The 24655-nt window shown below is 42.8% G+C and carries 18 protein-coding genes; 9 read left to right on the forward strand and 9 right to left on the reverse strand.

Annotation, left to right across the window (positions count from 1 at the left end; genetic code table 11):
- Positions 1-137 precede the first annotated feature (137 nt).
- Both A587_RS0108975 and A587_RS0108980 read left to right on the forward strand, forming a co-directional pair.
- Positions 138-1208: a sensor histidine kinase gene (locus A587_RS0108975; protein WP_017217305.1), complete on the forward strand. Its 1071-nt coding sequence runs from the start codon at positions 138-140 to the stop codon at positions 1206-1208.
- Positions 1208-2032: a LytR/AlgR family response regulator transcription factor gene (locus A587_RS0108980; protein ID WP_010376983.1), complete on the forward strand. Its 825-nt coding sequence runs from the start codon at positions 1208-1210 to the stop codon at positions 2030-2032. Before A587_RS0108975 ends, A587_RS0108980 begins: the two co-directional genes overlap by 1 nt.
- 131 nt (positions 2033-2163) lie before the next feature.
- Here the strand turns inward: A587_RS0108980 and pyk are convergent, their stop codons facing one another.
- On the reverse strand, positions 2164-3597 hold the full coding sequence (gene pyk / locus A587_RS0108985) for a pyruvate kinase (RefSeq protein WP_010376985.1): 1434 nt from the start codon (positions 3595-3597) through the stop codon (positions 2164-2166).
- A gap of 442 nt (positions 3598-4039) precedes the next feature.
- Between pyk and gndA the strand changes: the two genes are divergently transcribed.
- Positions 4040-5413 carry an NADP-dependent phosphogluconate dehydrogenase gene (gndA, locus tag A587_RS0108990; protein ID WP_010376989.1) on the forward strand — a complete coding sequence of 458 codons (1374 nt, stop codon included), beginning with the start codon at positions 4040-4042 and terminating at the stop codon, positions 5411-5413.
- Between the two features lie 89 nt (positions 5414-5502).
- Here the strand turns inward: gndA and ansA are convergent, their stop codons facing one another.
- Both ansA and sppA read right to left on the reverse strand, forming a co-directional pair.
- Positions 5503-6513 (reverse strand): asparaginase, encoded by a 1011-nt coding sequence (gene ansA, locus A587_RS0108995; protein WP_010376991.1) that lies wholly within the window; start codon positions 6511-6513, stop codon positions 5503-5505.
- Between the two features lie 71 nt (positions 6514-6584).
- The gene (sppA, locus tag A587_RS0109000) at positions 6585-8465 is read right to left on the reverse strand and encodes a signal peptide peptidase SppA (protein WP_017217306.1); all 1881 of its coding nucleotides are present in this window, start codon (positions 8463-8465) and stop codon (positions 6585-6587) included.
- Between the two features lie 212 nt (positions 8466-8677).
- On the opposite strand from sppA, the gene A587_RS0109005 reads away from it, so the two are divergent.
- The 4 genes from A587_RS0109005 to upp all read left to right on the forward strand — a co-directional run bounded on the left by A587_RS0109005 (position 8678) and on the right by upp (position 12789).
- Positions 8678-10639, forward strand: a complete 1962-nt coding sequence (locus A587_RS0109005; RefSeq protein WP_017217307.1) for an FAD-dependent oxidoreductase — start codon at positions 8678-8680, stop codon at positions 10637-10639.
- Between the two features lie 63 nt (positions 10640-10702).
- Positions 10703-11410: an HvfX family Cu-binding RiPP maturation protein gene (locus A587_RS0109010; RefSeq protein ID WP_017217308.1), complete on the forward strand. Its 708-nt coding sequence runs from the start codon at positions 10703-10705 to the stop codon at positions 11408-11410.
- Between the two features lie 185 nt (positions 11411-11595).
- On the forward strand, positions 11596-12144 hold the full coding sequence (locus A587_RS0109015; RefSeq protein ID WP_017217309.1) for an NAD(P)H nitroreductase: 549 nt from the start codon (positions 11596-11598) through the stop codon (positions 12142-12144).
- Positions 12145-12156: 12 nt separating this feature from the next.
- Positions 12157-12789, forward strand: a complete 633-nt coding sequence (upp, locus tag A587_RS0109020; protein ID WP_017217310.1) for a uracil phosphoribosyltransferase — start codon at positions 12157-12159, stop codon at positions 12787-12789.
- Positions 12790-12896: 107 nt separating this feature from the next.
- Here the strand turns inward: upp and A587_RS0109025 are convergent, their stop codons facing one another.
- Positions 12897-15350 carry a TonB-dependent receptor gene (locus tag A587_RS0109025; protein ID WP_017217311.1) on the reverse strand — a complete coding sequence of 818 codons (2454 nt, stop codon included), beginning with the start codon at positions 15348-15350 and terminating at the stop codon, positions 12897-12899.
- A 175-nt stretch (positions 15351-15525) separates the two neighbouring features.
- Here A587_RS0109025 and A587_RS0109030 point away from each other — a divergent pair, with 175 nt between their 5' ends.
- Positions 15526-16050 carry a YaeQ family protein gene (locus tag A587_RS0109030; RefSeq protein ID WP_017217312.1) on the forward strand — a complete coding sequence of 175 codons (525 nt, stop codon included), beginning with the start codon at positions 15526-15528 and terminating at the stop codon, positions 16048-16050.
- A 59-nt stretch (positions 16051-16109) separates the two neighbouring features.
- On the opposite strand, the gene yfaE is transcribed toward A587_RS0109030, so the two are convergent.
- From yfaE to ubiG, 5 genes are all read right to left on the reverse strand, one after another.
- Positions 16110-16382: a class I ribonucleotide reductase maintenance protein YfaE gene (gene yfaE, locus A587_RS0109035; protein WP_017217313.1), complete on the reverse strand. Its 273-nt coding sequence runs from the start codon at positions 16380-16382 to the stop codon at positions 16110-16112.
- Complete coding sequence (gene nrdB / locus A587_RS0109040; protein WP_017217314.1) at positions 16382-17512, reverse strand: class Ia ribonucleoside-diphosphate reductase subunit beta; 1131 nt, start codon at positions 17510-17512, stop codon at positions 16382-16384. Before nrdB ends, yfaE begins: the two co-directional genes overlap by 1 nt.
- Before the next feature lie 53 nt (positions 17513-17565).
- The gene (gene nrdA / locus A587_RS0109045; protein ID WP_017217315.1) at positions 17566-19851 is read right to left on the reverse strand and encodes a class 1a ribonucleoside-diphosphate reductase subunit alpha; all 2286 of its coding nucleotides are present in this window, start codon (positions 19849-19851) and stop codon (positions 17566-17568) included.
- 355 nt (positions 19852-20206) lie between these two features.
- Positions 20207-20854: an HAD family hydrolase gene (locus A587_RS0109050; protein WP_017217316.1), complete on the reverse strand. Its 648-nt coding sequence runs from the start codon at positions 20852-20854 to the stop codon at positions 20207-20209.
- Positions 20851-21561, reverse strand: a complete 711-nt coding sequence (gene ubiG / locus A587_RS0109055) for a bifunctional 2-polyprenyl-6-hydroxyphenol methylase/3-demethylubiquinol 3-O-methyltransferase UbiG (RefSeq protein WP_017217317.1) — start codon at positions 21559-21561, stop codon at positions 20851-20853. The genes A587_RS0109050 and ubiG overlap by 4 nt, the downstream gene beginning before the upstream one ends.
- A 265-nt stretch (positions 21562-21826) precedes the next feature.
- Here ubiG and gyrA point away from each other — a divergent pair, with 265 nt between their 5' ends.
- Entirely contained in the window at positions 21827-24499 is a 2673-nt protein-coding gene (gene gyrA, locus A587_RS0109060; RefSeq protein WP_017217318.1) for a DNA gyrase subunit A, read from the forward strand.
- Positions 24500-24655: the final 156 nt, after the last annotated feature.

Genomic DNA, 24655 nt, shown 5'->3' on the forward strand with positions numbered 1-24655 from the left:
GTTAATTTATTTTAAAAAAAGGCACTAAGGTGCCTTTTTTATTTGCGGCAAGGTGTGTAAAAACTGAGACCACCAGCAGTGAATAGAGACGACATGCTGAGATATAATCCAGTTAAGATAGAAGAGGTATAATCATTTTGAAGTGGCAATCACTGGTTGATAACAGGCAGAGATTTTTCTGGGTATTACAAATAGCCGGTTGGCTGGGCTACGCGCTAGTTAACTATATTGGCTCAAAAGTCTTTGAAATGCGTGATATTTATGTGTTTGTCATTGCATTGAATGCCTATGCAGGTTGCTTGATGACCGTACCGCTACGATACCTCTATCGTAAAATTTGGAATGCAACACCGTTGGTGCTGATATTCGTTGTGTTTACGGCGTCATATGTAACTGGAACACTATGGGCGGTAGTTCAGAAGTTTAATCATTGGGAAATATATCGCCACGGATATCGACCGGATGAGTGGTTTTATTACTTACAGCAGGGACTAGACTCTGTTTATATCATACTCTGTTGGAGTGGGCTGTACTTTGGTATTAAGTATTACCAGTTGCTACAGAGTGAGCGTCAAAAAGCTTTGAAAGCCAATACTATGGCCCATGAAGCGCAATTGAAAATGCTGAGATATCAATTGAATCCGCATTTTCTATTCAATACCCTTAATGCAATTTCAACGCTTATATTGGTTGAAGAGAATAAAGATGCGAATCAAATGGTCTCAAGGCTCAGTGATTTCTTGCGTCATACATTGAACACAGATCCAATAAAAAAGGTACCGCTTGAGCAAGAACTACATGCGTTAAAGCTGTACTTAGAAATTGAGAAGGTGCGCTTTGATGAGCGCTTATCTATTGAGCTTGATGTGACAGAAGAAGCCGAACAGGCACTAGTACCAAGCTTGATCCTACAACCACTCATTGAAAATAGCATTAAATACGCAATTGCCCATATGGAGCATGGCGGCAAAATTGAAATAAAAGCGCAGGTGTTTGCCAATGAACTACTCTTGGAAGTAGGAGACAATGGTCCTGGCGCGGAACTGGAAGATGGGCAACTGAAAAGTGCACAGGGAGTGGGTTTAGCGAATACCAAAGACCGTTTAAAAACCTTGTACGAAAACAACTATTCATTTGTGCTATCGGATAATGAGCCAACTGGTTTGAAGGTAAACATTCGCGTTCCATATGAAAGGGCGAAGAAGTAATGAGCAAAATTAGAACACTAATCGTAGATGACGAGCCGTTAGCGAGAAAAGGGCTAGCGGTAAGGTTAAGAGATTTTTCTGAAATCGAAGTTGTAGAATTGTGTGGCAGTGGTCAACAAGCAATCGATCTATGTAAATCTGAGGACATAGATCTGGTCTTTCTCGATATTCAAATGCCGAACATGAACGGTTTTGAAGTAGCGAGAGCGTTAAGTGAAAGTGTTAAACCATTGCCTGCTATCGTATTTGTAACCGCGTTCGATCAATATGCTGTAAAGGCATTTGAGATCCATGCGCTGGATTACATCTTAAAACCCGTTGATGACAACAGATTAAAACAGGCGGTGGAGAAAGTGCAAAGCTATTTAAAAACACAACAAGACAATGCGCATAAGAAAAAGCTAGCCAGCTTTGTTGCAGGGATCACTGGTAATAACTGTGAAGAAATCCTTAAAAAACTTGCAACAGGAGATACAATTGAAGATAAAAAATTCCCGGAGTCGCTCGCGGTAAAAGAGCAGGGTGAAATCATTCGAGTATCTACATCGTCAATTCAGTGGATTGATGCAGCCGGTGACTACATGTGCTTACACTGTAGCGATGGTCAGACTCATATTTTACGTAAAACAATGAAAGATCTAGAACAAGAGTTAGATCCAACGTTATTTGTGCGCGTACATCGCTCTGCAATTGTTAACACTAAGCAGATCAGTAAACTGGTCACGCAAAGCAGTGGCGAATATTTATTGGTACTTGAGAATGGTCAAGAGCTTAAAGTCAGCCGTAGTTACCGTGATAAAGTAAAGGCCGCACTCGCAAGCTGATACGATAGCGAGCTAAAGTGATTTGCACCGTGTTTAGCCTACGGTGACGTAGTGTATTTTATGTGCTTGTACACTTTAGAGTATTCTAAGGAAAGATGAACTAGGCAGCAAGGCTACCTAGTTCAACGCTTTTACACTGTGACGATTTTCAGCGTGTTACTGGCGCCGATAGTTTCCATCTTATCACCGTGTGTGATGATCACTGTGTCGCCTTTTTCCAATGAGCCTGCAGCTACTAGCGTATCAAGCGCTTCACGAACAGTTGAATCATCTGAGCATTGCGTCGAGTCAAATCTTACCGGATATACACCACGATAGAGTGATGCCTGCCCAAGTGTTGATTGATGGCGAGACAGTGCGTAAATAGGCAATCCAGAACTGATACGAGACATCAATTTTGCGGTATTACCCGATTCAGTTAGTGCAACAATTGCCTTTACTGAGTCTAAATGGTTTGCAGCGTACATTGCCGACAGCGCGATAGTTTCACAGGTATCAGCAAAACGGCTGTCTAAACGATGTTTAGAGATATGGATCTGCGGTTGGGATTCTGCACCTAAACACACACGTGCCATTGCCGCGACCGTTTGTTCTGGGTAATCACCAGCAGCGGTTTCCGCTGAAAGCATTACCGCATCAGTGCCATCAAGCACTGCGTTTGCGACATCCATAACTTCAGCACGAGTTGGCATTGGGTTGTCAATCATTGACTCCATCATTTGAGTGGCAGTGATCACCGTACGGTTTAGTGAGCGAGCACGGCTGATAATTTGCTTCTGTTTACCAACAAGAGCTGCATCGCCAATTTCTACACCTAGATCACCACGGGCAACCATCACCGCATCAGAAGCCAGTACGATGTCGTCAATCGCTTCTACGGTTTCAACCGCTTCTGCACGTTCAATTTTTGCAAGTAATTGTGCATTAGAACCTGCTTTCTCCGCCAGTCCTCTAACGTAACGCATGTCGTCACCACTGCGAGGGAACGAAACCGCGATATAGTCCACACCAATTTCTGTTGCTGTGAGCAAGTCTTCTTTGTCTTTGTCAGTAAATGCAGGTGCTGTTAAGCCGCCACCTAACCGGTTGATCCCTTTATTATTCGACAACACGCCGCCAACTTTAACATTGGTATGAACCAAGTGACCTTGTACTTCTTCAACAACAAGCTGAATAAGTCCATCGTTCAGTAACAGTAAATCACCTTGTTTTACGTCATTCGGTAATTCTTTATAGTCGATACCCACAGCTTCAACGTGACCTTGGCCAGGTTCCATTTTTGCGTCGAGAGTGAATTTTGCACCCACTTCTAGGAACACTTTGCCTTCTTTAAATGTTGAAACGCGGATTTTAGGACCTTGTAAATCTGCAAGGATCGCTACATTTACACCCAAGCGTTTAGCAATTTCGCGAACGGCTTCGGCTCTATTTTTGTGATCTTGAGCGACACCGTGTGAAAAGTTTAGTCTGACTACGTTGGTACCGGCACGAATGATTTTTTCTAAGTTGTTATCTCTATCCGTCGCTGGCCCCAGTGTTGCGACGATTTTTGTGCGTCTAAGCATCAGATTCTCCTGTTAGCTTATCAAGGTAAGCAAAAACTTATGAATGTGTTAAAAGTAAATCAAAATTGCTGTTTTTTTACACATGTCACATTGTAAAATCACGATTTAACTAATTAGAGCATAAAGAATTATGCAAAACCCTTTTTAACACTCGAATTAAGTTATATGATCTATATGTCATCATTATGACACCGGTGTCAGTGGCCGTCAATCTCGAATATTTTACCTTACAGCTTAGGGGAGTATTTGAGATTTATCACAAAATTGGTGAATTCGTGCTGCTGTCACTATATTGCTATACAGTGAATTGTGTTAGCTGTCATATTTTTGGGACCGATATGATATCAGTGAATTGTGTGTCTCGCTGGTCAATCATGGTCGCTCAGGTATAATGCACATACACGAACGCATAAAGTTTTGATGTTACCGAGGAGGAAACTAAATGCAGGTTGCATTAGTTGGTTTGGGTGTGATGGGTAAAAACCTCGCGCTAAATCTAATTGAGAAGGGGATGACCTTAGTCGCTTACGACAAGAACCCCGAAGTAGGTGCGGAATTATTGAGTTGCGCACAGTCGTTAGGTATGGCGGAGCGCTTACACATAGTGTCTGATCTCGGTGATATGATCAGAAGATTAGAGACTCCTCGCTCGATTTTATTACTCGTTCCAGCAGGTGAACTAGTAGATAAAGTTTGTAGCGATTTGGTTGAAGCTGGAGTTGAGAAAGACGATATCATCGTTGACTGTGGTAACAGTAATTACAAAGATGGTATTGCACGTAAATTGAAATATCAGAATAAATTTGAGTTTGCCACTATGGGAATTTCAGGCGGTGCCGAAGGTGCACGTCATGGTCCTGCAATGATGGCAAGTGGGTCAGAAGGTGGTTGGGAGCGTATCGAGCCTTGGTTCGAAAAGGTTGCTGCGAGCTACAACAACGAGTCATGTTTCGCGCGTGTGGGGCAATCGGCCAGCGGTCACTTTGTTAAAATGGTGCACAACGGTATTGAGTATGCGTTGATGCAGCTCATTGCGGAGCTTTATCAATTGCTTCGTCTGGGTACCGGTCGCTCTCCTAAAGAAGTTGCTGAGATTTTTGAATCTTGGTCTGAAGGTAAATTAAATAGTTATCTACTTGCAATTTCTAGCCACATTTTAAGTCTAGAAACAGAGCAGAGCGAGTCTTTAGTCGACCTCATCGACAATAAGGTAGGAGCTAAGGGTACTGGCCTTTGGACGGCGCAAAACGCACTGGAGCTTGGTATTGCCGTACCTTCGCTTGTGGCTGCGGTACAAGCTCGCCATCTCACCAACACTATTGATACTCCAGCTGCGAAAGAAATGACGTATGCGAATAAATCAACGCAAACAATTGAGGTTGATTTAGACGAGTTAAAAGACGCATTCTATTTTGCCAGTTTACTATGTTACCGCCAAGGTCTTGCACTGATTAAGGGTGCGTCTCGTGCACACCAATGGAAAGTGGATCTCAATAAAACGCTACAAACCTGGCGTGCGGGCTGTATTATCCGAGCTGATTACTTAGACGATATCGCTGAAGGTGTTGAATTTATCGATTCACTTGAGAAGCCTGCACTTGCACTACGTAGTATTACAGGTAAAGCGGTGGCGACTGGTTTGTCTTTCCCAGTGCTTGCTGCGACGCAAACTTATATTGCAACACTGAGCACGCCAAGCAACGGACACTTGGTGCAAGCACAGCGTGATTACTTTGGTGAGCACGGCATAAAGACACACAGTGGTGAAACCTGTCACCTTACTGATCTTGTCGATATCGAAGCAAAAGTTAGATAATAATCGACGTTCGGAGCATTTCGAGCTGATTTAAAAGCCGTGGTAACGATACCACGGCTTTTTTATTGTGTTACTTTTTCGCTTTACTGCTATCGAGTTAGCTCACCGCGCAGATTGTCTTGCATCAAATGGCGGATAGTTTCAAGCTCTAGCTGCTGGCTAAATAAATAGTGTAGCTTTGTTAAGCACGCTTCTAGTGTCATATCGTAGCCACTGATCACACCACAGTTTAATAACGCATTTCCTGTCGCGTAGCCGCCCATATTCACTTTTCCTTGAATACATTGGGTGAGGTTGATAATCACTACTCCGCGGTCACTGATTGCTTTAAGCTCAGTTAAAAAATGCTCGTCTTGTGGCGCGTTACCAACACCGAAGCTCAATAAGATTAACGCTTTCATCTCGCCACGCATTAGGTTCTTAAGGATTTCAGTTGAGATCCCTGGATACAAATGCATTACCGCGATAGGTTGAGGTGAAATCTTGGTGACTTGCAAGCTTTGCTCAACGTAAGGGCTTAGCTTCCCTTCGATCAGCTGAATATTGATCCCTGCTTGTGCCAGCGGCGAAAGGTTTGGAGAAGCGAATGCATCGAAGCCATCAGCATGAGCTTTGATTGCTCTATTACCGCGGTAAAGTTTATTGTTGAAAAACAAACTCACTTCGGCGATAGGGTAGTTAGCAGCCAAATACATCGCGTTTAACAGATTTACTTGACCATCAGAGCGCAGTTGTGACAACGGAATTTGAGAGCCGGTCACTATCACAGGTTTAGTTAAGTTCTCAAACATGAAGGATAGTGCAGAGGCAGTATAGGCCATTGTATCTGTGCCATGGAGCACCACAAAACCATCGTAGTCGTGATATTTTGATTGAATGTCATCCGCGATAAGCTGCCAGTGATGCGGTGACATATCTGACGAGTCAATTAACGGGCAATATTCATGAATATCAAAAAGCGGCATTTCGTCGCGAGTAAACTCGGCGTTATTTTTTACCGTATCTGTTAGGTATCCTGCAACCGGAACGTAACCGCGACTGGATTGCTTCATACCAATGGTACCACCGGTATAGGCGATATATATTTTTTTTCTTTTCATAAAAAAGCCCAGAATAAAATCTGGGCTCAGTATAACAATTACAGCACCACAATTGCAGTGCTTAATCGATTTTACTCAGGTGAAACGTTACACACTAAGCAAAGCGTATAGACATGGTTAGGATCGTTAAGCTGGCCTAACATCTGAGTTTGTAGTGCTATTGTATTGCTAACACTGTCTAGGGCATTTAATGCAGTTTTTGCGAATATCGATTGCTCAGGTACAAGGGCACTAATGGCGCTTTGCACCATAGACGCACCAAATAATTGTTGCATCAGCTTTTCTTGCTCGGTGAGTGTTTGTTCAATAGTGATAACATCATACATCTCTAAATTAGCAAGACTTGCTGCCGCTTCAATGGCATCGTTCTTGTTGCCTAACTTATCAACTAAGCCAAAATCAAGCGCCTGAGTTGCTAGCCATACACGTCCTTGCGCAACATCGTTAACCGCTGACTTATCAAGGTTTCGCTCGGTTGCAACCATAGAGATAAACTTATCATAGGCATCTTCAACCCCCATCTGGATAAGGTTTTTATAGCCACCATCTATCCCTCTGAATGGAGATTGGCCTTTTAATTCGGTTGTCGCAACACCATCAGAATAAATTCCTAATGAGTTTGCTGCATTTTCAAAGGTCATGATCATGCCAAATACACCAATAGAACCGGTGATAGTGCTTGGCGATGCCCAAATTTCATTAGCTGATGCTGCAATCCAATAACCACCAGAAGCGGCAACTGAACCCATTGATGCTATCACGGGTTTTCCAGCGGCTTTTAGTGCAATAACTTCATTACGAATGGTTTCAGAAGCAAACATGCTACCACCGCCAGAGTCAATTCTTAGTACAACGGCTTTCACTTTGTCGTTAAGGCGGGCCTTTTTAAGTAGTGCAGCTGTTGAATCGCCACCAATAGCACCTGCTTTACGCTTGCCATCAGAGATTTGACCTTTAGCAACAACCACTGCGACTTTTTCGGTAAATGGATTTTCTGCAAACTCTTTAGGCGGCAAGGTCGATAGATATTGATTGAACGAGACCTGTTTAAAAGATTTTCCTTTTGCATCGAGACCAACTTCATCGATCAGTTTCTGCGCAAATGCCTGATTGGTCGTTAACGCATCGACCCATTGGTTGTCGATAGCATATTTGGCGGAATCGCCTTGTGCCGCTTCCATTTTGTCTGTTAATGCAGCGAAGGTTTCATCAAAATTAGCGACATCGAAACCGCGGTTCTCGGCTACTTCTGTTTTATATTGTGTCCAAAGCGGGGTGATCCATCCAAGATTCGACTCTTTTGCTTCAGGTGACATATCGCTGCGAATATAAGGCTCAACGGCTGACTTGTATGTACCAACGCGGAAAATATGCTGTGTAACTTTTAGCTTATCAAGGGCTTCTTTAAAATACAGCGGATACATGCCAAATCCGGTGATATTAACTCCACCGTAAGGATGTAGAGAAATTTCATCGGCTACTGAGGCGAGATAATATTGAGCTTGAGTGTAATAGGCGCCGTGGGCATAGATTTTTTTGCCCGCCGTTTTGAAATTCGCGAGCGCGTCTTTAATATCTCGTAATTTGTCGAGATGGGCGCTATGAAGACGTTGTAAATCAAGATACATCACTGTAATTCGGTCGTCTTGAGCTGCTTTATTGATAACATCGATGACATCATCTAGTAAAATTTCACTTGGCTCTTCTGAGTCACCAAAAGCATCACTCATGGCCGCCTCAACAGGGTCAACATAGGTTAATTGCTCGACTATGATACCGTTCAGGTTTAAACGTAGTACGCTTTTATTTTCGACCTTAACCTGATCCTCACCCGATACAATACTTATCACGATGGCGATAAGAATGAATAAAAACAGCAGATTTAAAATTAATCGCCTGGAAAAGTTCAGTGTGGCCCAAATGCCTTTAAAAATATTCGCTATCAGTTTCAAAATGATCCCTTATGCTTAACTTCAATACAACTCTATACATTTATCATATATCAGAGCGAGTTTCATGAATAATAGAAAAACGTAACGAAGTATTTTCATGATTGAAATATCGCCAATGCTGCCAAATTCGTTAATTTCTTTCTCCTTAAGACTTGCCAAATAATAAAAAAACGTTAATGTTCACAGGTAAGACCAGTTTTGTGGGGCGGCAAATGTTAGAACAAGAACTACAACTTAAACATACCAGTTTGCGAAATCGCTTGGTAATGGGATCAATGCATACCGGGCTTGAAGAAGGGTGGCACAACCGAAAGCGACTGGCTGCGTTTTATGAAGAACGCGCAAAAGGTGGAGTGGGGCTGATCGTAACCGGTGGTTACAGTCCAAACCTACGCGGTAAGTTGACTCCCATTTCTTCTTCTTTTAACTCGTTATACGATGTAATTAAACACAAAGCATACACTGATGTAGTACATAAACATGGTGGCAAAATTTGTCTACAGTTACTACATGCAGGGCGCTATGCTTATCATCCATTCAACACTGCACCTAGTGCGATTAAAGCGCCGATTAATCCATATAAACCAAAAGCAATGAGCTTAAGCGCGATCAAAGGTACGATTAAAGACTTTGCTCACTCAGCTAAATTAGCCGAAAAAGCAGGCTACGATGGCGTGGAGATCATGGGCTCAGAAGGCTACTTAATCAATGAGTTTATGGCGGGGCATACCAATAAGCGTACTGATGAGTATGGTGGTAGCTTAGAAAACAGAATGCGATTGGCAACCGATATTGTAAAAGCGGTTAGAGCAAAAGTGAGCGATAAGTTCATTATCGTTTTTCGTCTGTCGGTCATGGACTTAATCCCAAATGGCTCAACACCAGAAGAAGTTGTGCTTCAAGCCAAAGCGTTGGTCGCGGCAGGTGTGGATATTCTTAACACCGGTATTGGTTGGCACGAAGCGCGTGTTCCAACAATTGCGTCCATGGTGCCTCCTGGTGCCTATCGTGAAGCGTCACATAGATTAAAACAAGCCGTTGATATACCTGTTGTAGCAGTAAATAGGATTAACACCCCAGATCTTGCTAATGACATCTTAGTTAAAGGAGATGCCGATCTTATTTCTATGGCGCGTCCGTTACTCGCTGATCCTGAATTCTTTAACAAATATCAAGAGCAGCGCTCGGCGCAAATCAATATTTGCATCGGTTGTAATCAGGGTTGTTTAGACCATGTATTTAAAGGCAAACGAGCAACATGTTTGGTGAATCCACAAGCGGGATTTGAATTGGATTATCCACTTCAAAGTGCCCAAAGGAAAAAACAAGTACTCGTTGTTGGGGCAGGACCAGCTGGACTGTCTGTAAGTTATTATCTCGCTAAAAAAGGCCATCAAGTTAAGCTGATTGATAAAGGTAGCGAACTTGGTGGTCAGTTTAATTTAGCGATGCGAATACCAGGTAAAGAAGACTTCCAACATACGCTTAAATACTATGTCAGCGAAATAAATCGCTTAGGTGTTGAGCTTTGCCTAAATACACCATACGAAGAAACAATGGCAAGTGCGTTTGATGATGTGGTATTTGCAACGGGTGTAAGTCCACGGATGTCGAAAATTGAATGCGCAGATGGGAAACGTGTGTTTGCCTATGACGAAGTTATTAAGGGTGAAGTAGAATTAGGTAATAAAATTGCTATTTTAGGCGCAGGTGGTATTGGCTTTGACATGGTAGCGTTTTTAACTGAACAGCGAGAACAAACGATTCCTGATTTTAAATCTCAATGGGGAATAGAATGCGAAGCGCAACCATCACAAGAGAAAAGACCGATTTATATGTTAAAACGCTCTGAAGGACGTTTTGGTAAAGACTTAGGTAAGACCACTGGCTGGATCCACAGAGCTGTTGCAAAACATCACAATGTTCAGCAAATTGCAGAATGCGAATATATCAGCTTTGATAATCAAGGTTTGACTGTAAGAGTAGCAGGTGAAGAACAGCTGTTAGATGTAGATACAGTCATTGCTTGTATTGGACAAGTTTCTAACGATAGCTTGTTCGATAAAGAGGCACTACCTGAAAATCAGCACGTTATTGGTGGTGCTAAACTGGCGGCAGCGATTGATGCTAAGCGAGCGATTGCAGAGGCACTTCAGGTAGCAAGAAAGATCTAACGAAATAATCCAACCCAATCTGCGGTCTATACTGATAATTCAAACATCAACTATGGACCGCATATGCTTGCCAACCTACTAAAGCCGTATCGGCAACTACAACATTTATCTCAACATTTTTCTGGTATCGCGCCATTACTCATGCGCCTTATTCTCGCGCCAATTATGATCATCGCAGGTTACAATAAATTAAATTTGTCTAATCCAGACGCGACATTTTTACAACGCCTCCTCGCCGATCCCAATATTGTCGCATGGTTTGGCAATAGTGAATGGGGCTTAGGTTTACCTTTCCCTGACTTGCTTGCGTTTCTCGCCGCTTGGACGGAGTTTTTAGGTGGTTGGTTGGTTTTGTTTGGCCTGCTTACTCGTTTAGTGTCTATTCCGCTCATGGTGACTATGGTTGTTGCTGCAACTACGGTGCATTTGGAGCATGGTTGGTTTTCGGTAACACCAACAAATCCTGATACTAGCGCCGCTAAAGTATTAGATTGGCTCGGCTTTGACGAAGCCAAAGTGAGTTTAGAAAATAGCGTAGCAGCAAAGCAACGTTTGGATTTAATTAAAGAGATAGTCGAAGAAAATGGCAGACCGAATTATCTCTACGAAAAAGGCAGTATTGTTATTTTAAACAATGGAATTGAATTTGCGGCAACTTACTTTGTATTACTACTTTCACTATTTTTTACCGGTGGTGGACGTTATGTCAGTGTCGACTATTGGTTGAGGATACTTATTGATAGGAAACAACGCGATTTACTTCCAGAGTAAAACGAAATATTGCAAGGATGCTATTCAGAAATCCGTGATGTCGCGTGGTCGAATTTAAGGGAAAATGTTAGACTACAAGCCACGTAATACCAATTTGCTTAAGTATTTGGTCTATTTCGAGACACGTAATAAGTCAAATTGGTATAATTCACGGCCATTTTGAAGGCACAACACGGGATGAGTTAATGGACGCCATAGAATTACTCTTAACACGCCAGTCAGATAGCAATCTGTCTTTTCCTGGACCTAATCCGGCTCAGTTAGAAATCATTAAAAAAGCAGCACTAAAAGTGCCAGATCATGGTGGCTTAACACCGTTCAGATTTATTACAGTAGAAGAAAAAGGCCGTGAAAAGCTAGGTGAAATCTACTATCAAGCGGCGGTAAAAGAGCAGCAAGAACAACGAATAATAGATAGAGCGAGACAGTTACCAGAGCGCGCGCCAATGTTGATCATCGCAATATCTCCTTATCAAGAACATCCAAAAGTGCCTCGTATTGAGCAAATTCAAAGTGCAGGCTGTAGTGTACTTGCTATGCAGCAAGCGGCTTTTTCACAGGGGTTGTCTGGTGTGTGGCGAACGGGCTACTTTGCCCAGAGTCCAGAAGTGAAAAAGCAACTTGGTCTCGATGAAAAAGATGAAATCGTTGGCTATCTTTATTTAGGCACGCCTACGGTGCAATGTACTAAGCCTATAAGACACAAACCAGAAGATTTCTTTAGCAGTTTATAAGGATACGCAGCCATGGCATTACATGTAATTGATCACCCATTAGTTCAGCATAAACTTGGACTCTTGCGAGAGCAGGGTATATCAACCAAAAATTTTCGCGAAATTGTCTCGGAAGTTGGCAACTTACTCACTTATGAAGCAACAAAAGATTTGACGTTGAGCGATCAGGTCATCTCTGCTTGGGACGGTAACGAGTTAACAGTTAAAAGGCTGACGGGCAAAAAGATCACCTTAGTGCCAATTTTAAGAGCGGGTTTGGGGATGCTAGATGGCATACTGCAGTTGATCCCGGCAGCTAAAGTAAGTGTTGTGGGTTTGCAGCGTAACGAAGAAACACTTGAGCCTGTGCCTTATTTTGAGAAGTTGGTGGGCAATATCGATGCCAGACTTGCATTAGTTATTGATCCAATGCTTGCGACAGGTGGCTCACTGATTGCTACTATCGACATGCTAAAAAAAGCAGGTTCAAAAGAGATCAGAGCGATTGTACTTGTGGCAGCGCCAGAGGGAGTAAAGCTGGTGGAAGAAGCGCATCCAGATGTTGAAATTTATACCGCTTCGCTGGATAGTCATCTAAATGAAAAAGGATATATAGTCCCAGGGCTTGGTGATGCTGGTGACAAAATCTTTGGTACTCGCGCATAACTTACTGATTTAATGTCATGAAATTGAGGTATCACAGTTTCAAGTTAAATAAAAAAGCTACCTATAAGAGGTAGCTTTTTGGTTTCTATAAAAGAAAGGAATCGGTATTAAAAGTAGCCTCTGATACCAAGCTTAATGTTACGACCTGGAAGTGGGGCTTGCTCTTTGATAAACGAGCTATGCACAAAGCCGAGTTCATTAGTCAAATTATCAAGGTTAACATAACCAACCATGTCACTGCCCATAAACTCAAAGTCATAGTTAAATGACATATCCACTAACGTATAGCCCTTAGTTTCACTTTCATAGCTGGCGATGTTGTCTTGCTTGAAGTAATGCGTCACTGTGAAGTTAGCTGTTAAGTTCTCGTAACTGTGTTCGTAATCAAGACCTAGCTTGTTACTTGGGATACGTGGTAAATATTCGTCGTTATCTAACTTGGCTGTTAGCGAGTCACCAAACACTTTAACGCGTGCAAAGTTGCTTAATTTGTAATGGGCATCAAACTCAAGACCGTATAGTTTGGCATCACTGCTTTCAAACTTAAACACTGGAACAGCGCCTTCATGTTCGTGATCTGCCACTTCTAAACCGTGCTCTGGACTATAGATATAGTCTGTTAATGCTTGATAGTAGAAGTTTTCGATGTCGTTATAGAAGAAGTTAACGGTATAGCCAAAGTCACCTGAGAACTTTCTAAAGCTGATGTCTAAGTTGTTTGATGTCTCTTGTTCAATATCTTGTGGCTCAAAGTGTAAATGATCGCCTTCTAGCTCATAACCAAGCCCTAGTTCATAGGTGCTGGTTGCGATATGAATACCATTTGAAAGAAGTTCCGCGGTTAATGGTGCGCGCTCCGAGCGAGACAGCGAAACAGCAACGTTTTGACCTTCAGCAAAGTCGTACACACCACCAATAGATAAGCTTAGATTAGTCATTTCTAGGTCATAAGAAATAAACCCATTATCTAAGTTACCACTATGGTCGTGGTCGTGTTCACCTTCATGGTCATGGTCATGGTCATGGTCGTTTTCGTACGCTTCCAGTTGGTTACCTTTACTTGATAGCTGGTAGTCTTCGATTCGAGCACCTAACTCAAGCGTAAAATCTCCAAAGCGACGTTCTTCAAGGATATAAAGTGCGTGCGTTTTGGTATTGGTCGATGGTGTAAAAGCTTCTTCACCGTTCGCGGCGTAATCGCTGTCGGAGAAATGATAACCGACAGTGCCGTGCCACTCTCCTAAGCGGTGCTCCGCCGTTAAGCGTAACTCAGTTGTATCATTCTCAAATACAGTACCAATATTTCCATCTTCAATTTCAGCGTGTTCATAATCGGTGTAGCCGACACGTAGACCAACAGATTCAAGCCAATCACTGTGTACTGCATAATTTACAAGCCCTTGCCAACGATCTTGCTTTACTCGAGCAAATACGGATTCTTCTTCGTGGTCATGTCCTTCTTCTTCATGTTCGTGATCATGGTCATGACCAATATGAGAGTGAGCAGGAATGCCATAGTCCGTATCAACACGGCCATACGAGAAACCAACGGTCAGATGATCGCCAACATAACTTGTACCTAAGTTAAATTGCTCAGAGTCGATAAAGGTATTATCGACGCGATTGGCGTACTCTGTTTCATGCTCTTCTGCTTCGTGGGCATGATCTTCGCCTTCATGTTCATGCTCGTGTTCTTCATGTTCGTCATGAGGTAGCGCAAAATTTGGGGTTTCATAGTCACCACCTTTACGCTTAACGCCATCGAAATGGAAGTTAAAGCCGTCAAAGCCTGATTCTAATAACACCGCAAAGGTATTGGTATTTGAGTTGGTATCATGGCTATAGTCGGCAGCGCCCTGAAGGCTTTCGATCACATCAGTAGGAATACGATTATCAACGACATTAACCACACCACCTATTGCACCTGAGCCGTATAGTAGGGTAGCTGGGCCTCTTAGCACTTCAATCTGTTGCGCTGCTAGCGAATCGTTAGTGTTGGCATGGTCAGGACCAACGCGCGAGGCATCACTACTGTCTAACCCATTTTGCGTGATTTTGACCCTCGGTCCATCTAAGCCACGGATGATTGGGCTTGAACTCACCGGACCAAAGTAACTAGCATTGATCCCTGGTTGGCCTTTTAGTGTTTCACCCAGTGTGGGTTTTGCACGGTTTTTTAGTTCATCACCGCTTAATACACTCACTGGAGAGGTCATTTCCATACTATTTTTGTGCAGGGCAGAAGAATAAACAACTATGCTCTCAACGGACGTTGGTGTTAGCTCAACACGTACGAAACCTTGTTCTTCGGTAACATTAATACGATGGTCTAAGTAGTTTGGCTTTGAGATATGAAGCTGCGAGTCAGCATCAAGCTCAATCGTAAATTGGCCAAATTTATCTGACTTTACCGATTTGCTTTTGCCATGAAGGTGGATAGTGGCGTTACTGAGCGGTTGGTTGTTTGCATCAACCACTTTACCTGTTAGTTGTGCAGCATAAGCTGGCGCTGCACCTATTATTGAAATTAATGCGCTGGCGATAAGAGACTGCTTGAACATATTTTTATTACCACGAGTTAGGTTATGTATTGAACGAGTGAGCCTATTCGGCTAATAGAGTGATAATATAACACTACAAATTTGGAGGATCAATAACGTTATACTATAACTTAGTTATTGTTGAAATTAGAATTACAACTATAGTTAAGGAACAAGTCAAAGTGAGCACAACATAATGAATAAGCCATTTGTTTTCAAGGCAAGGATTAAGGTTGCTGACTTATTTCACCATAGCCACCATGAAGAAGCGTTTACTACTGCCATGTTGTCAAAAGAAAGTAGCGAGCACTTTGCGATGAAACTGCTTGGGATCTGCGCACTATCTTTTGATAAGCCGGCAAAGTGGAGAAAGGCGGAGAAAAAATATTGGCCGGATGTATGGCTAGAAGATGACAACGAACAGGTTGAAGTCGCTTTGTTTATTGGTACCTTAGAAGTCGATGAGATACTCAAGTATGAAAAGCTTTATACTAAGGTTGTGGTGTTGTGTGCTGGCGGTGAGCAATGGTTTGAAGAGCGTCGAGCGCAATTACAGTTTATTGGATCTTTCTCTGTGTTTAGTATTCCCACGGACTTTGTAGCTGAATTGTGTGAAATGCTGACGCGAAGTTTGCATTGGGATGTGATTTTTGAAAATGGGGCGATGAGTGTTACTGATAGTGAACACTATATTCGTACTCAAATTACCAAGCTGATTTAAGGCATTAGTTAGGGATAACGGCTGTTAGAGAACAAATTACTATCTCGTGTTTTGGTTATTTACGGCAACTCTATTTTAATATGGCTTGTGGGTCTGCTACAGCACAATAAAATTTCCCCATCTCTCACAAAAGCAAGTGGTTCGTTCGCGTACTGTGTTTGTCCCTCGATGAGTTTGGCGCGGCAGGCGCCGCAAAAACCCTCGCGACATTGATAGGGGACTTCAATATTTGCGGCTTCAAGGGTTTCGAGTATCGAAGACGAAGAAGCCACATATTTCAGTGGCTCCTCAATATTCTCAACCTGAATTAGGAAGGAAGGCTTTTCAACCATTACAGGTCGAAATCGCCAAAGTCAGAGGCATCAACTTCAGAGTCGATTTGTCCAACAAGGTATGAGCTGATCTCAGCTTCCTGTGGTGCAACCTGAACATTGTCAGAAACAAGCCAAGCATTGATCCACGGAATAGGATTCGATTTGGTCTCAAATTGCGTTGGTAAACCAACTGCTGCCATACGAATATTTGTGATGTACTCAACGTATTGACACAAAATATCTTTGTTTAGGCCAATCATTGAACCGTCTTTAAACAGGTACTCAGCCCATTCTTTTTCTTGCTCAGCTGCTTCAACAAACATCTTAATCGCTTCGTCACGGCATTGTGCTGCCACGATAGACATTTCTGGATCGTCTTTGCCTTCTTGCATGATATTCAGCATATGCTGTGTGCCAGACAAATGAAGCGCCTCATCACGAGCAATCAGCTTGATGATCTTTGCATTACCTTCCATAAGCTCTCGCTCAGCAAAAGCAAATGAGCAAGCAAAGCTCACGTAGAAGCGGATCGCTTCTAAGATGTTTACCGACATGATGCAAAGGTACAGAAGCTTTTTCAGCTCAAACAAGTTAATGACGACCGTTGTGCCGTTAATTTCATGTTTGCCTTCACCGTACTGATTATAAAGGCTTACCTTTTCAATCAGTTCGTCGTAATACTTGGTCACTGCATCCGCACGTTCAACAATTTTGTCATTGCCCACGATGTCGTCAAAGATCACTTCTGGGTTTTGCGTCACATTACGAATAATGTGAGTGTAAGAGCGACTGTGAATAGTTTCACTAAACGCCCAAGTTTCGATCCAAGTTTCAAGTTCAGGGATGGAAACGATCGGCAAAAGTGCAACGTTCGGAGAGCGACCTTGAACACTGTCTAGCAACGTTTGATATTTTAGGTTGCTCAAAAAGATATGTCTTTCGTGCTCAGGGAGTGCTTGGAAGTCCAATCTATCCTTACTTACGTCTACTTCTTCTGGACGCCAGAAAAACGATAATTGCTTTTCAATTAGCTTTTCGAAAATAGGGAATTTCTGTTGGTCGTAGCGAGATACATTAACAGTTTGCCCGAAAAACATCGGTTCTTTTAATTGGTCGTTATGATTTCTGCTAAACGTAGAATATGCCATAAATGTGTTACTCAATACCTAAAAAAGCGGGTGAAGACCACCCGCATAAAAAGTTATATCTTACAAGCGCCGCCTTCACAGCCATCGTCTTCTGCTTCTGGTTTCAACTCATCTTGAGCATCCGAAGCACCGTCGCGGGTATTATGGTAGTAAAGTGTCTTAACACCAAGTTTGTACGCGGTGAGTAAGTCTTTTAGCAATAGCTTCATAGGAACTTTACCCGCTTCAAACTTACTTGGATCATAATTGGTATTTGCAGAGATAGTTTGATCGATGAACTTCTGCATAATACCAACTAGCGCAAGGTAACCATCGTTAGATGGAATATCCCAAAGTAGCTCATAGTTGTCTTTGAGGCGGTCGTACTCTGGTACAACTTGCTTCAAGATACCATCTTTACTCGCTTTGACACTGATATGGCCACGAGGTGGTTCAATGCCGTTTGTCGCATTTGAAATTTGCGATGATGTTTCCGATGGCATCAAGGCTGACAACGTTGAGTTACGCATACCGTGTTCTTGGATATTTGCTCTTAATGCATCCCAGTCAAGGTGTAATGGCTCTTCACAGACTTTATCAAGGTCACGCTTATAGGTATCTATTGGCATGATACCTTGTGAATAAGTCGTCTCGTTAAACTTAGGACAAGCGCCGCGCTCTTTTGCCAGTTCATTCGATGCTTTCATCAGATAGTATTGGATCGCTTCAAATGTTCTGTGTGTTAGGCCGTTAGCGCTACCGTCTGAGTACTTAACACCGTTCTTTGCAAGATAATAAGCAAAGTTAATCACACCGATACCCAGTGTACGGCGTCCCATCGTTGCATTGTACGCAGCAGGAACAGGGTAGTCTTGATAGTCTAATAGGTTATCAAGTGCGCGAACCGCAAGCTCTGCTAACTCTTCTAGCTCATCTAGAGACTTGATGGCACCTAAGTTAAATGCTGAAAGCGTACAAAGTGCAATTTCACCTTCAGGGTCATTTACATGGCTTAACGGCTTCGTTGGTAGTGCAATTTCAAGACATAGATTTGACTGGCGGATCGGTGCAACCTTAGAGTCAAACGGGCTGTGCGTATTACAGTGGTCAACGTTTTGTAGATAAATACGACCAGTGCTCGCACGCTCTTGTGCAAACATTGAGAATAATTCAATCGCTTTAATGCGTTTCTTACGAATAGATTCATCTTGCTCGTACTTAACATACAGTTCTTCGAATTTATCTTGATCTTCAAAGAATGCGTCGTAAAGACCTGGCACGTCTGATGGACTAAATAGCGTGATATAGTCGTCTTTAATTAGGCGGCTATACATGGTTTTGTTGAACTGCACGCCATAATCTAAATGACGCACGCGGTTTTCTTCAACACCACGGTTATTTTTTAGTACTAATAGGTTTTCAACTTCAAGATGCCAAAGCGGGTAGAATAGGGTCGCTGCGCCACCACGCACACCGCCTTGAGAACAGCTTTTAACAGCCGTTTGGAAGTGCTTATAAAACGGAATACATCCTGTGTGGTACGCTTCACCATTTCTGATTGGGCTACCTAGTGCACGAATACGACCAGCGTTGATACCAATACCAGCGCGCTGACTGACGTATTTTACAATCGCAGAAGAAGTTGCGTTGATTGAATCTAGGCTATCGGCACATTCAATCAGTACGCATGAGCTAAACTGACGTGTCGGCGTACGAACACCCGCCATAATTGGCGTTGGTAATGAAATTTTGAATGTTGAAACCGCATCGTAGAATCGCTTAATGTAATCTAGACGCGTTTCTTTCGGGTAGTTTGCAAACAGGCTTGCAGCAACAAGAACATATAAGAACTGCGCACTTTCATAGATCTCGCCTGTTACGCGGTTTTGTACAAGGTACTTACCTTCCAACTGCTTAACGGCTGCATAGCTGAAGTTCATATCTCGGCTATGGTCGATGTAGCTATTTAGCTCATCAAACTCTGCCTTTGTGTAGTCAGTGAGAAGGTGCTGATCATAGCGCTTGTCTTCAACCAGCTTTACCACGTGGTCGTGTAAGTGCGGCGGCTCAAAACAGCCATAGGCTTTCTTACGCAAGTGGAAAATAGCCAAACGAGCGGCTAGATACTGATAATCTGGAGACTCTTTTGAGATCAGATCGGCTGCAGCTTTAATAATCGTTTCGTGGATATCACCAGTACGAATACCGTCATAAAACTGGATGTGTGACTTTAATTCAACCTGAGAAACTGAGACGTTATCTAGGCCTTCTGCCGCCCATGTAATGACACGATGGATCTTATCTAGATCTAACGGTTCTTTGCGACCGTTTCTTTTGCATACAGATAGCTGTTGGTTCATGTTATGTGCCTGTATTCCTTAGGAACGCGCTTTAGATATCGCACGAATATAAAATTGTTTAGCAAACCACCACTATATATGGTGCCCTAGTGGCTAGGGATCACAAGATAGTGGGGTTGACGTGAATTTGCAAGAGAACAACTCGGGCAGAATTGTGGATAAGTTTGGGATAATTTATTTATGTAAGTATCCACTAACCTATGACAATCCACTTATCTGCCCACAAAGAAAAATCAACAAAAAGATGATGCTTTTCAGCAAAAATAAAAAAAAATTCTAACTGATTTTTTTCTACACAAATTCGTATCTATTATAGCAAAAACACAATATATGGTGTTTTATTTTTCTATCGGCACTAAATATGCGATAACGTGTCTAGCGGGTTAGTAAGATAGAGATCCGCATGCCAAGACTTAGCTTCAGCTTCAGATGGAATGAATCCCCACATTGCTGCTGCACTAATCATTTTTGCGGATTTTGCAGCAATAATGTCTCGTTCAGCATCGCCAATATAAATACACTGCTCTGGTGAAACCCCCAATTTTGACGCTACCAACAGTAAAGGCTCGGGATGAGGTTTGGCCACCGCCAGTGTATCTCCGCATACTACTGTCTCGATCTTTGCAAGTTCAGGGATCTGTTTTAGTAGCGGAAGTGTTAAAAACTCAGGCTTGTTTGTCATGATCCCAACCTGAATCTCTTTTTCTAGAAGTGCCGCTAATAACTCACCAATTTGCGCAAAGCATTGGGAATGTACTGATAAATTCTCCAGGTAGTAGTCGAGCACACCCTGACGTAAAACCTTAGTGTCGTAGTGCTTTAGTGACTCACCAAATCCTACCTGCAACATCGCTGCTACGCCGTTTGAAATCGCACTGCTATATACCTGTTTGCCGACAGTAGGCATTTTATTAGCAGTTAAAACGTGGTTTAGTGCAGCGCCCAAATCATCACTGGTATCCAGCAAGGTGCCGTCTAAATCAAATAGTACCGCTTGGATCATGCCAGCTTCTCAAAGTGTAGAATGTAGTTAACTGAAACGTCTTTAGTTAAGGTAAATGTTTTGCCGATAGGGTTGTAGTTAATCCCTGTCGCCGCTCTAACTTTGAGGTCGTACTTTTCAGCCCAATCAATTAAGGTCGAAGGGCGAATAAACTTATCATGCTCATGCGTGCCTTCAGGAACCATTTTAAGCAGTTTTTCTGCGGCGACGATAGCCAGTAAATACGCTTTTGTGGTTTTGTTTAAGGTAGAAAAAAATACATGACCACCAGGCTTAACTAGCTGTGCGACTGAACGAATAATGGATTCTGGGTCTGGCACGTGTTCTAGCATTTCCATGCAAGTTACTACATCGAATTCACTTTGGTGTATGGCTGCGAATTCTTCCGCTGGCACTTTTTGATAGTCTACGTTAACGCCGACCTCTAATGCGTGAAGCTTTGCAACGTTAAGCGGCTCTTGCCCCATATCGATACCGGTTGCATTTGCACCCAGCTTAGCCATGCTTTCTGTTAAAATCCCACCACCACAACCGACATCCAATACTGTTTTTGCGAATAGGCCTTCACACTTATCGTTAATAAAGTCCAACCTCAAAGGGTTAATGTCGTGTAATGGTTTAAATTCTCCCTCTCGGTCCCACCAGCGCTCTGCTATTTCTTCAAATTTAGCGATTTCATTAGGGTCTACATTTTGATGTTCGGTCATAAAAAACTTCCTCGTCGAATTGAGCGCATTATAAAGGGGATTAGATAAAAATAGCACCTGTAAAACGGTAAAAAGTGTGTTAGCATGCTTGACGAATTTTATAATAAACAAAGCCCCCGCTGATACTCTGAGGCAATTCGGCTATTTTTTGAAGTGCGTTTAATTGGCGCTTCAGCAGAAAAAGCAATTTGATATTCAGATAGCATCTCAACACAAGTTGTAGTGTGACACAAAAGGGGTGGACACTGAAGGAAAGTGGAGTCAAATGTCTGATCTCGCCAATGAAATCCTGCCAGTCAATATCGAAGATGAATTAAAAAATTCATACCTAGATTATGCAATGAGTGTAATCGTAGGTCGTGCATTACCTGACGTACGTGACGGCCTAAAGCCTGTTCACCGTCGTGTATTGTTCGCGATGAATGAACTTAAAAATGACTGGAACAAACCTTATAAAAAGTCAGCTCGTGTAGTTGGTGACGTAATCGGTAAATATCACCCGCATGGTGATAGCGCGGTTTACGATACTATTGTACGTATGGCTCAGCCTTTCTCTCTACGCTATATGCTCGTAGATGGACAAGGTAACTTTGGTTCTGTCGATGGTGACTCTGCAGCTGCGATGCGTTATACCGAAGTACGTATGGCGAAAGTCGCTCACGAGTTACTTGCTGACCTTGAAAAAGAAACCGTTGATTATGTACCAAACTACGATGGTACAGAGCAAATTCCAGATGTGTTACCAACTAAAGTGCCTAACTTATTGGTGAATGGTTCATCTGGTATCGCGGTTGGTATGGCGACCAATATTCCACCTCACAACTTAACTGAGGTGATCAATGGCTGTTTGGCTGTGATCCAGAATCCAGACATCACCATTGAAGAGTTAATCGACTATATTCCGGGTCCTGATTTCCCGACTGCCGCCATCATTAGCGGTAAAAACGGCATCGAACAAGCCTATAAAACAGGCCGTGGTAAGATCTACATCCGCGCGAAAGCTGAAATCGAAGTCGATGAGAAAACAAACAAAGAAACCATCATCGTTCATGAAATTCCTTACCAGGTTAACAAAGCAAGACTAATTGAAAAGATTGCTGAACTTGTTAAAGACAAAAAGGTTGAAGGGATCAGTGCACTACGCGACGAGTCGGATAAAGACGGTATGCGTATTGTTATTGAAATCAAACGCGGTGAAGTCGGTGAGGTTGTACTAAACAACCTATACGCGCAAACACAACTACAAACTGTGTTTGGCATCAATATGGTTGCACTAGACAACAACCAGCCTAAGTGTTTCAACCTGAAAGAAATGCTTGATGCGTTTATTATTCACCGTCGTGAAGTCGTAACGCGCCGTACTGTATTTGACCTGCGTAAGGCAAGAGACCGAGCGCATACGCTTGAAGGCCTCGCAATTGCGCTAGCCAATATTGACCCAATCATTGAGCTTATTCGTAAGTCACCAACACCAGCGGAAGCGAAAGCGGCGCTAACTGCGCGAGCTTGGGATCTTGGTAACGTTAAATCAATGCTTGAGCGTACTGGTGAAGAAAATGTTGCGCGTCCAGATTGGTTAGCGGAAGAATTAGGGATCCGTGATGGTCAGTACTATTTGTCTGAGCAACAAGCCCAAGCAATCCTAGACTTAAGACTACACAAATTAACGGGTCTTGAGCACGAGAAAATTCTAGCAGAATACAAAGAACTACTCGATCTTATCGCTGAACTACTGTACATCCTTTCTACTCCAGAGCGTTTGATGGAAGTGATCCGCGATGAGTTAGTTGAAATCAAAGAAACGTATGGTGATGAGCGTCGCACAGAGATCACTGCTGCTGCGCACGATATCAGTCTAGAAGATTTGATCAACGAAGAAGACGTTGTAGTTACGCTTTCTCACGAAGGCTATGTGAAGTATCAACCTCTTAGCGATTACGAAGCTCAGCGTCGTGGTGGTAAAGGGCGATCTGCAACTAAGATGAAAGATGAAGACTTTATCGAACGTCTACTCGTTGCAAATACTCACGATACAATTCTTTGTTTCTCCACTTCTGGCCGCTTGTATTGGTTGAAAGTTTACCAGCTGCCGCTTGCATCACGTGCTGCGCGCGGTAAGCCAATTGTTAACTTGTTACCACTCGAAGCTGATGAGCGTATTACGACAATTTTACCGGTTCGTGAATACGAAGAAGATAAGTTTATCGTCATGGCAACGGCAAGTGGTATCGTTAAGAAAACACCTCTGACTGCATACAGCCGTCAGCGTGCAAGTGGTATTATTGCTATCAACTTGAACGAAGGCGATAGCCTGATCGGTGCTAATATCACTACAGGTGAAAATGACATCATGCTATTTACTGAGCATGGTAAAGTTGTACGCTTTAACGAGAAGCAGCGAGATTCAGAAACAGGTGAAGTGAAGCGCGATCCTGAAACTGGCGAAGAAATGTTGGCTTTACGTCCGATGGGCCGTACAGCAACAGGTGTTCGTGGTATCAAGATGCCAGATGACGTGAAAGTGGTATCACTAATCGTACCACAAGGCGATGGTGCAATCTTGACCGTAACTGAAAATGGTTATGGTAAGCGTACACCGCTTGAAGAGTACCCAGCGAAGAGCCGTGCAACACAAGGTGTTGTGTCAATCAAAGTAACTGAAAGAAATGGCTCTGTGGTTGGCGCGGTTCAAGTTGATGACAACGATGAAATCATGTTGATCTCAAACCGTGGTACGCTAGTTAGAACGCGTGTAAACGAAGTTTCTACGGTAGGCCGTAACACCCAAGGTGTTATTCTGATCCGTACGATGGAAGAAGAAAAGGTAGTAGGTCTTCAACGCATCGAAGAAATTGAAGTGGAAGCGTTGCCTGAAGGTGATGTTGCAGAGCTAGAAGGTGAAGCAACACCTGCTGCGGGATCTGACGCAGAGGAATAAAAATTCTACCCAAAAAAAGCGACTTCGGTCGCTTTTTTTCTTTCTGTCAATTTTTTCAATCTGTTCCTCTATGACAAGAGCCTGAAGCCTGATAAATTAAGGCTACCAACAATCCGATGTTTTAGTCGGGCAGCCCACTGTTCATCCAAAAAGTCA

The organism is Pseudoalteromonas sp. NJ631 (genome assembly GCF_000276645.1).
In the GTDB taxonomy this organism is placed as follows: domain Bacteria; phylum Pseudomonadota; class Gammaproteobacteria; order Enterobacterales; family Alteromonadaceae; genus Pseudoalteromonas; species Pseudoalteromonas piscicida.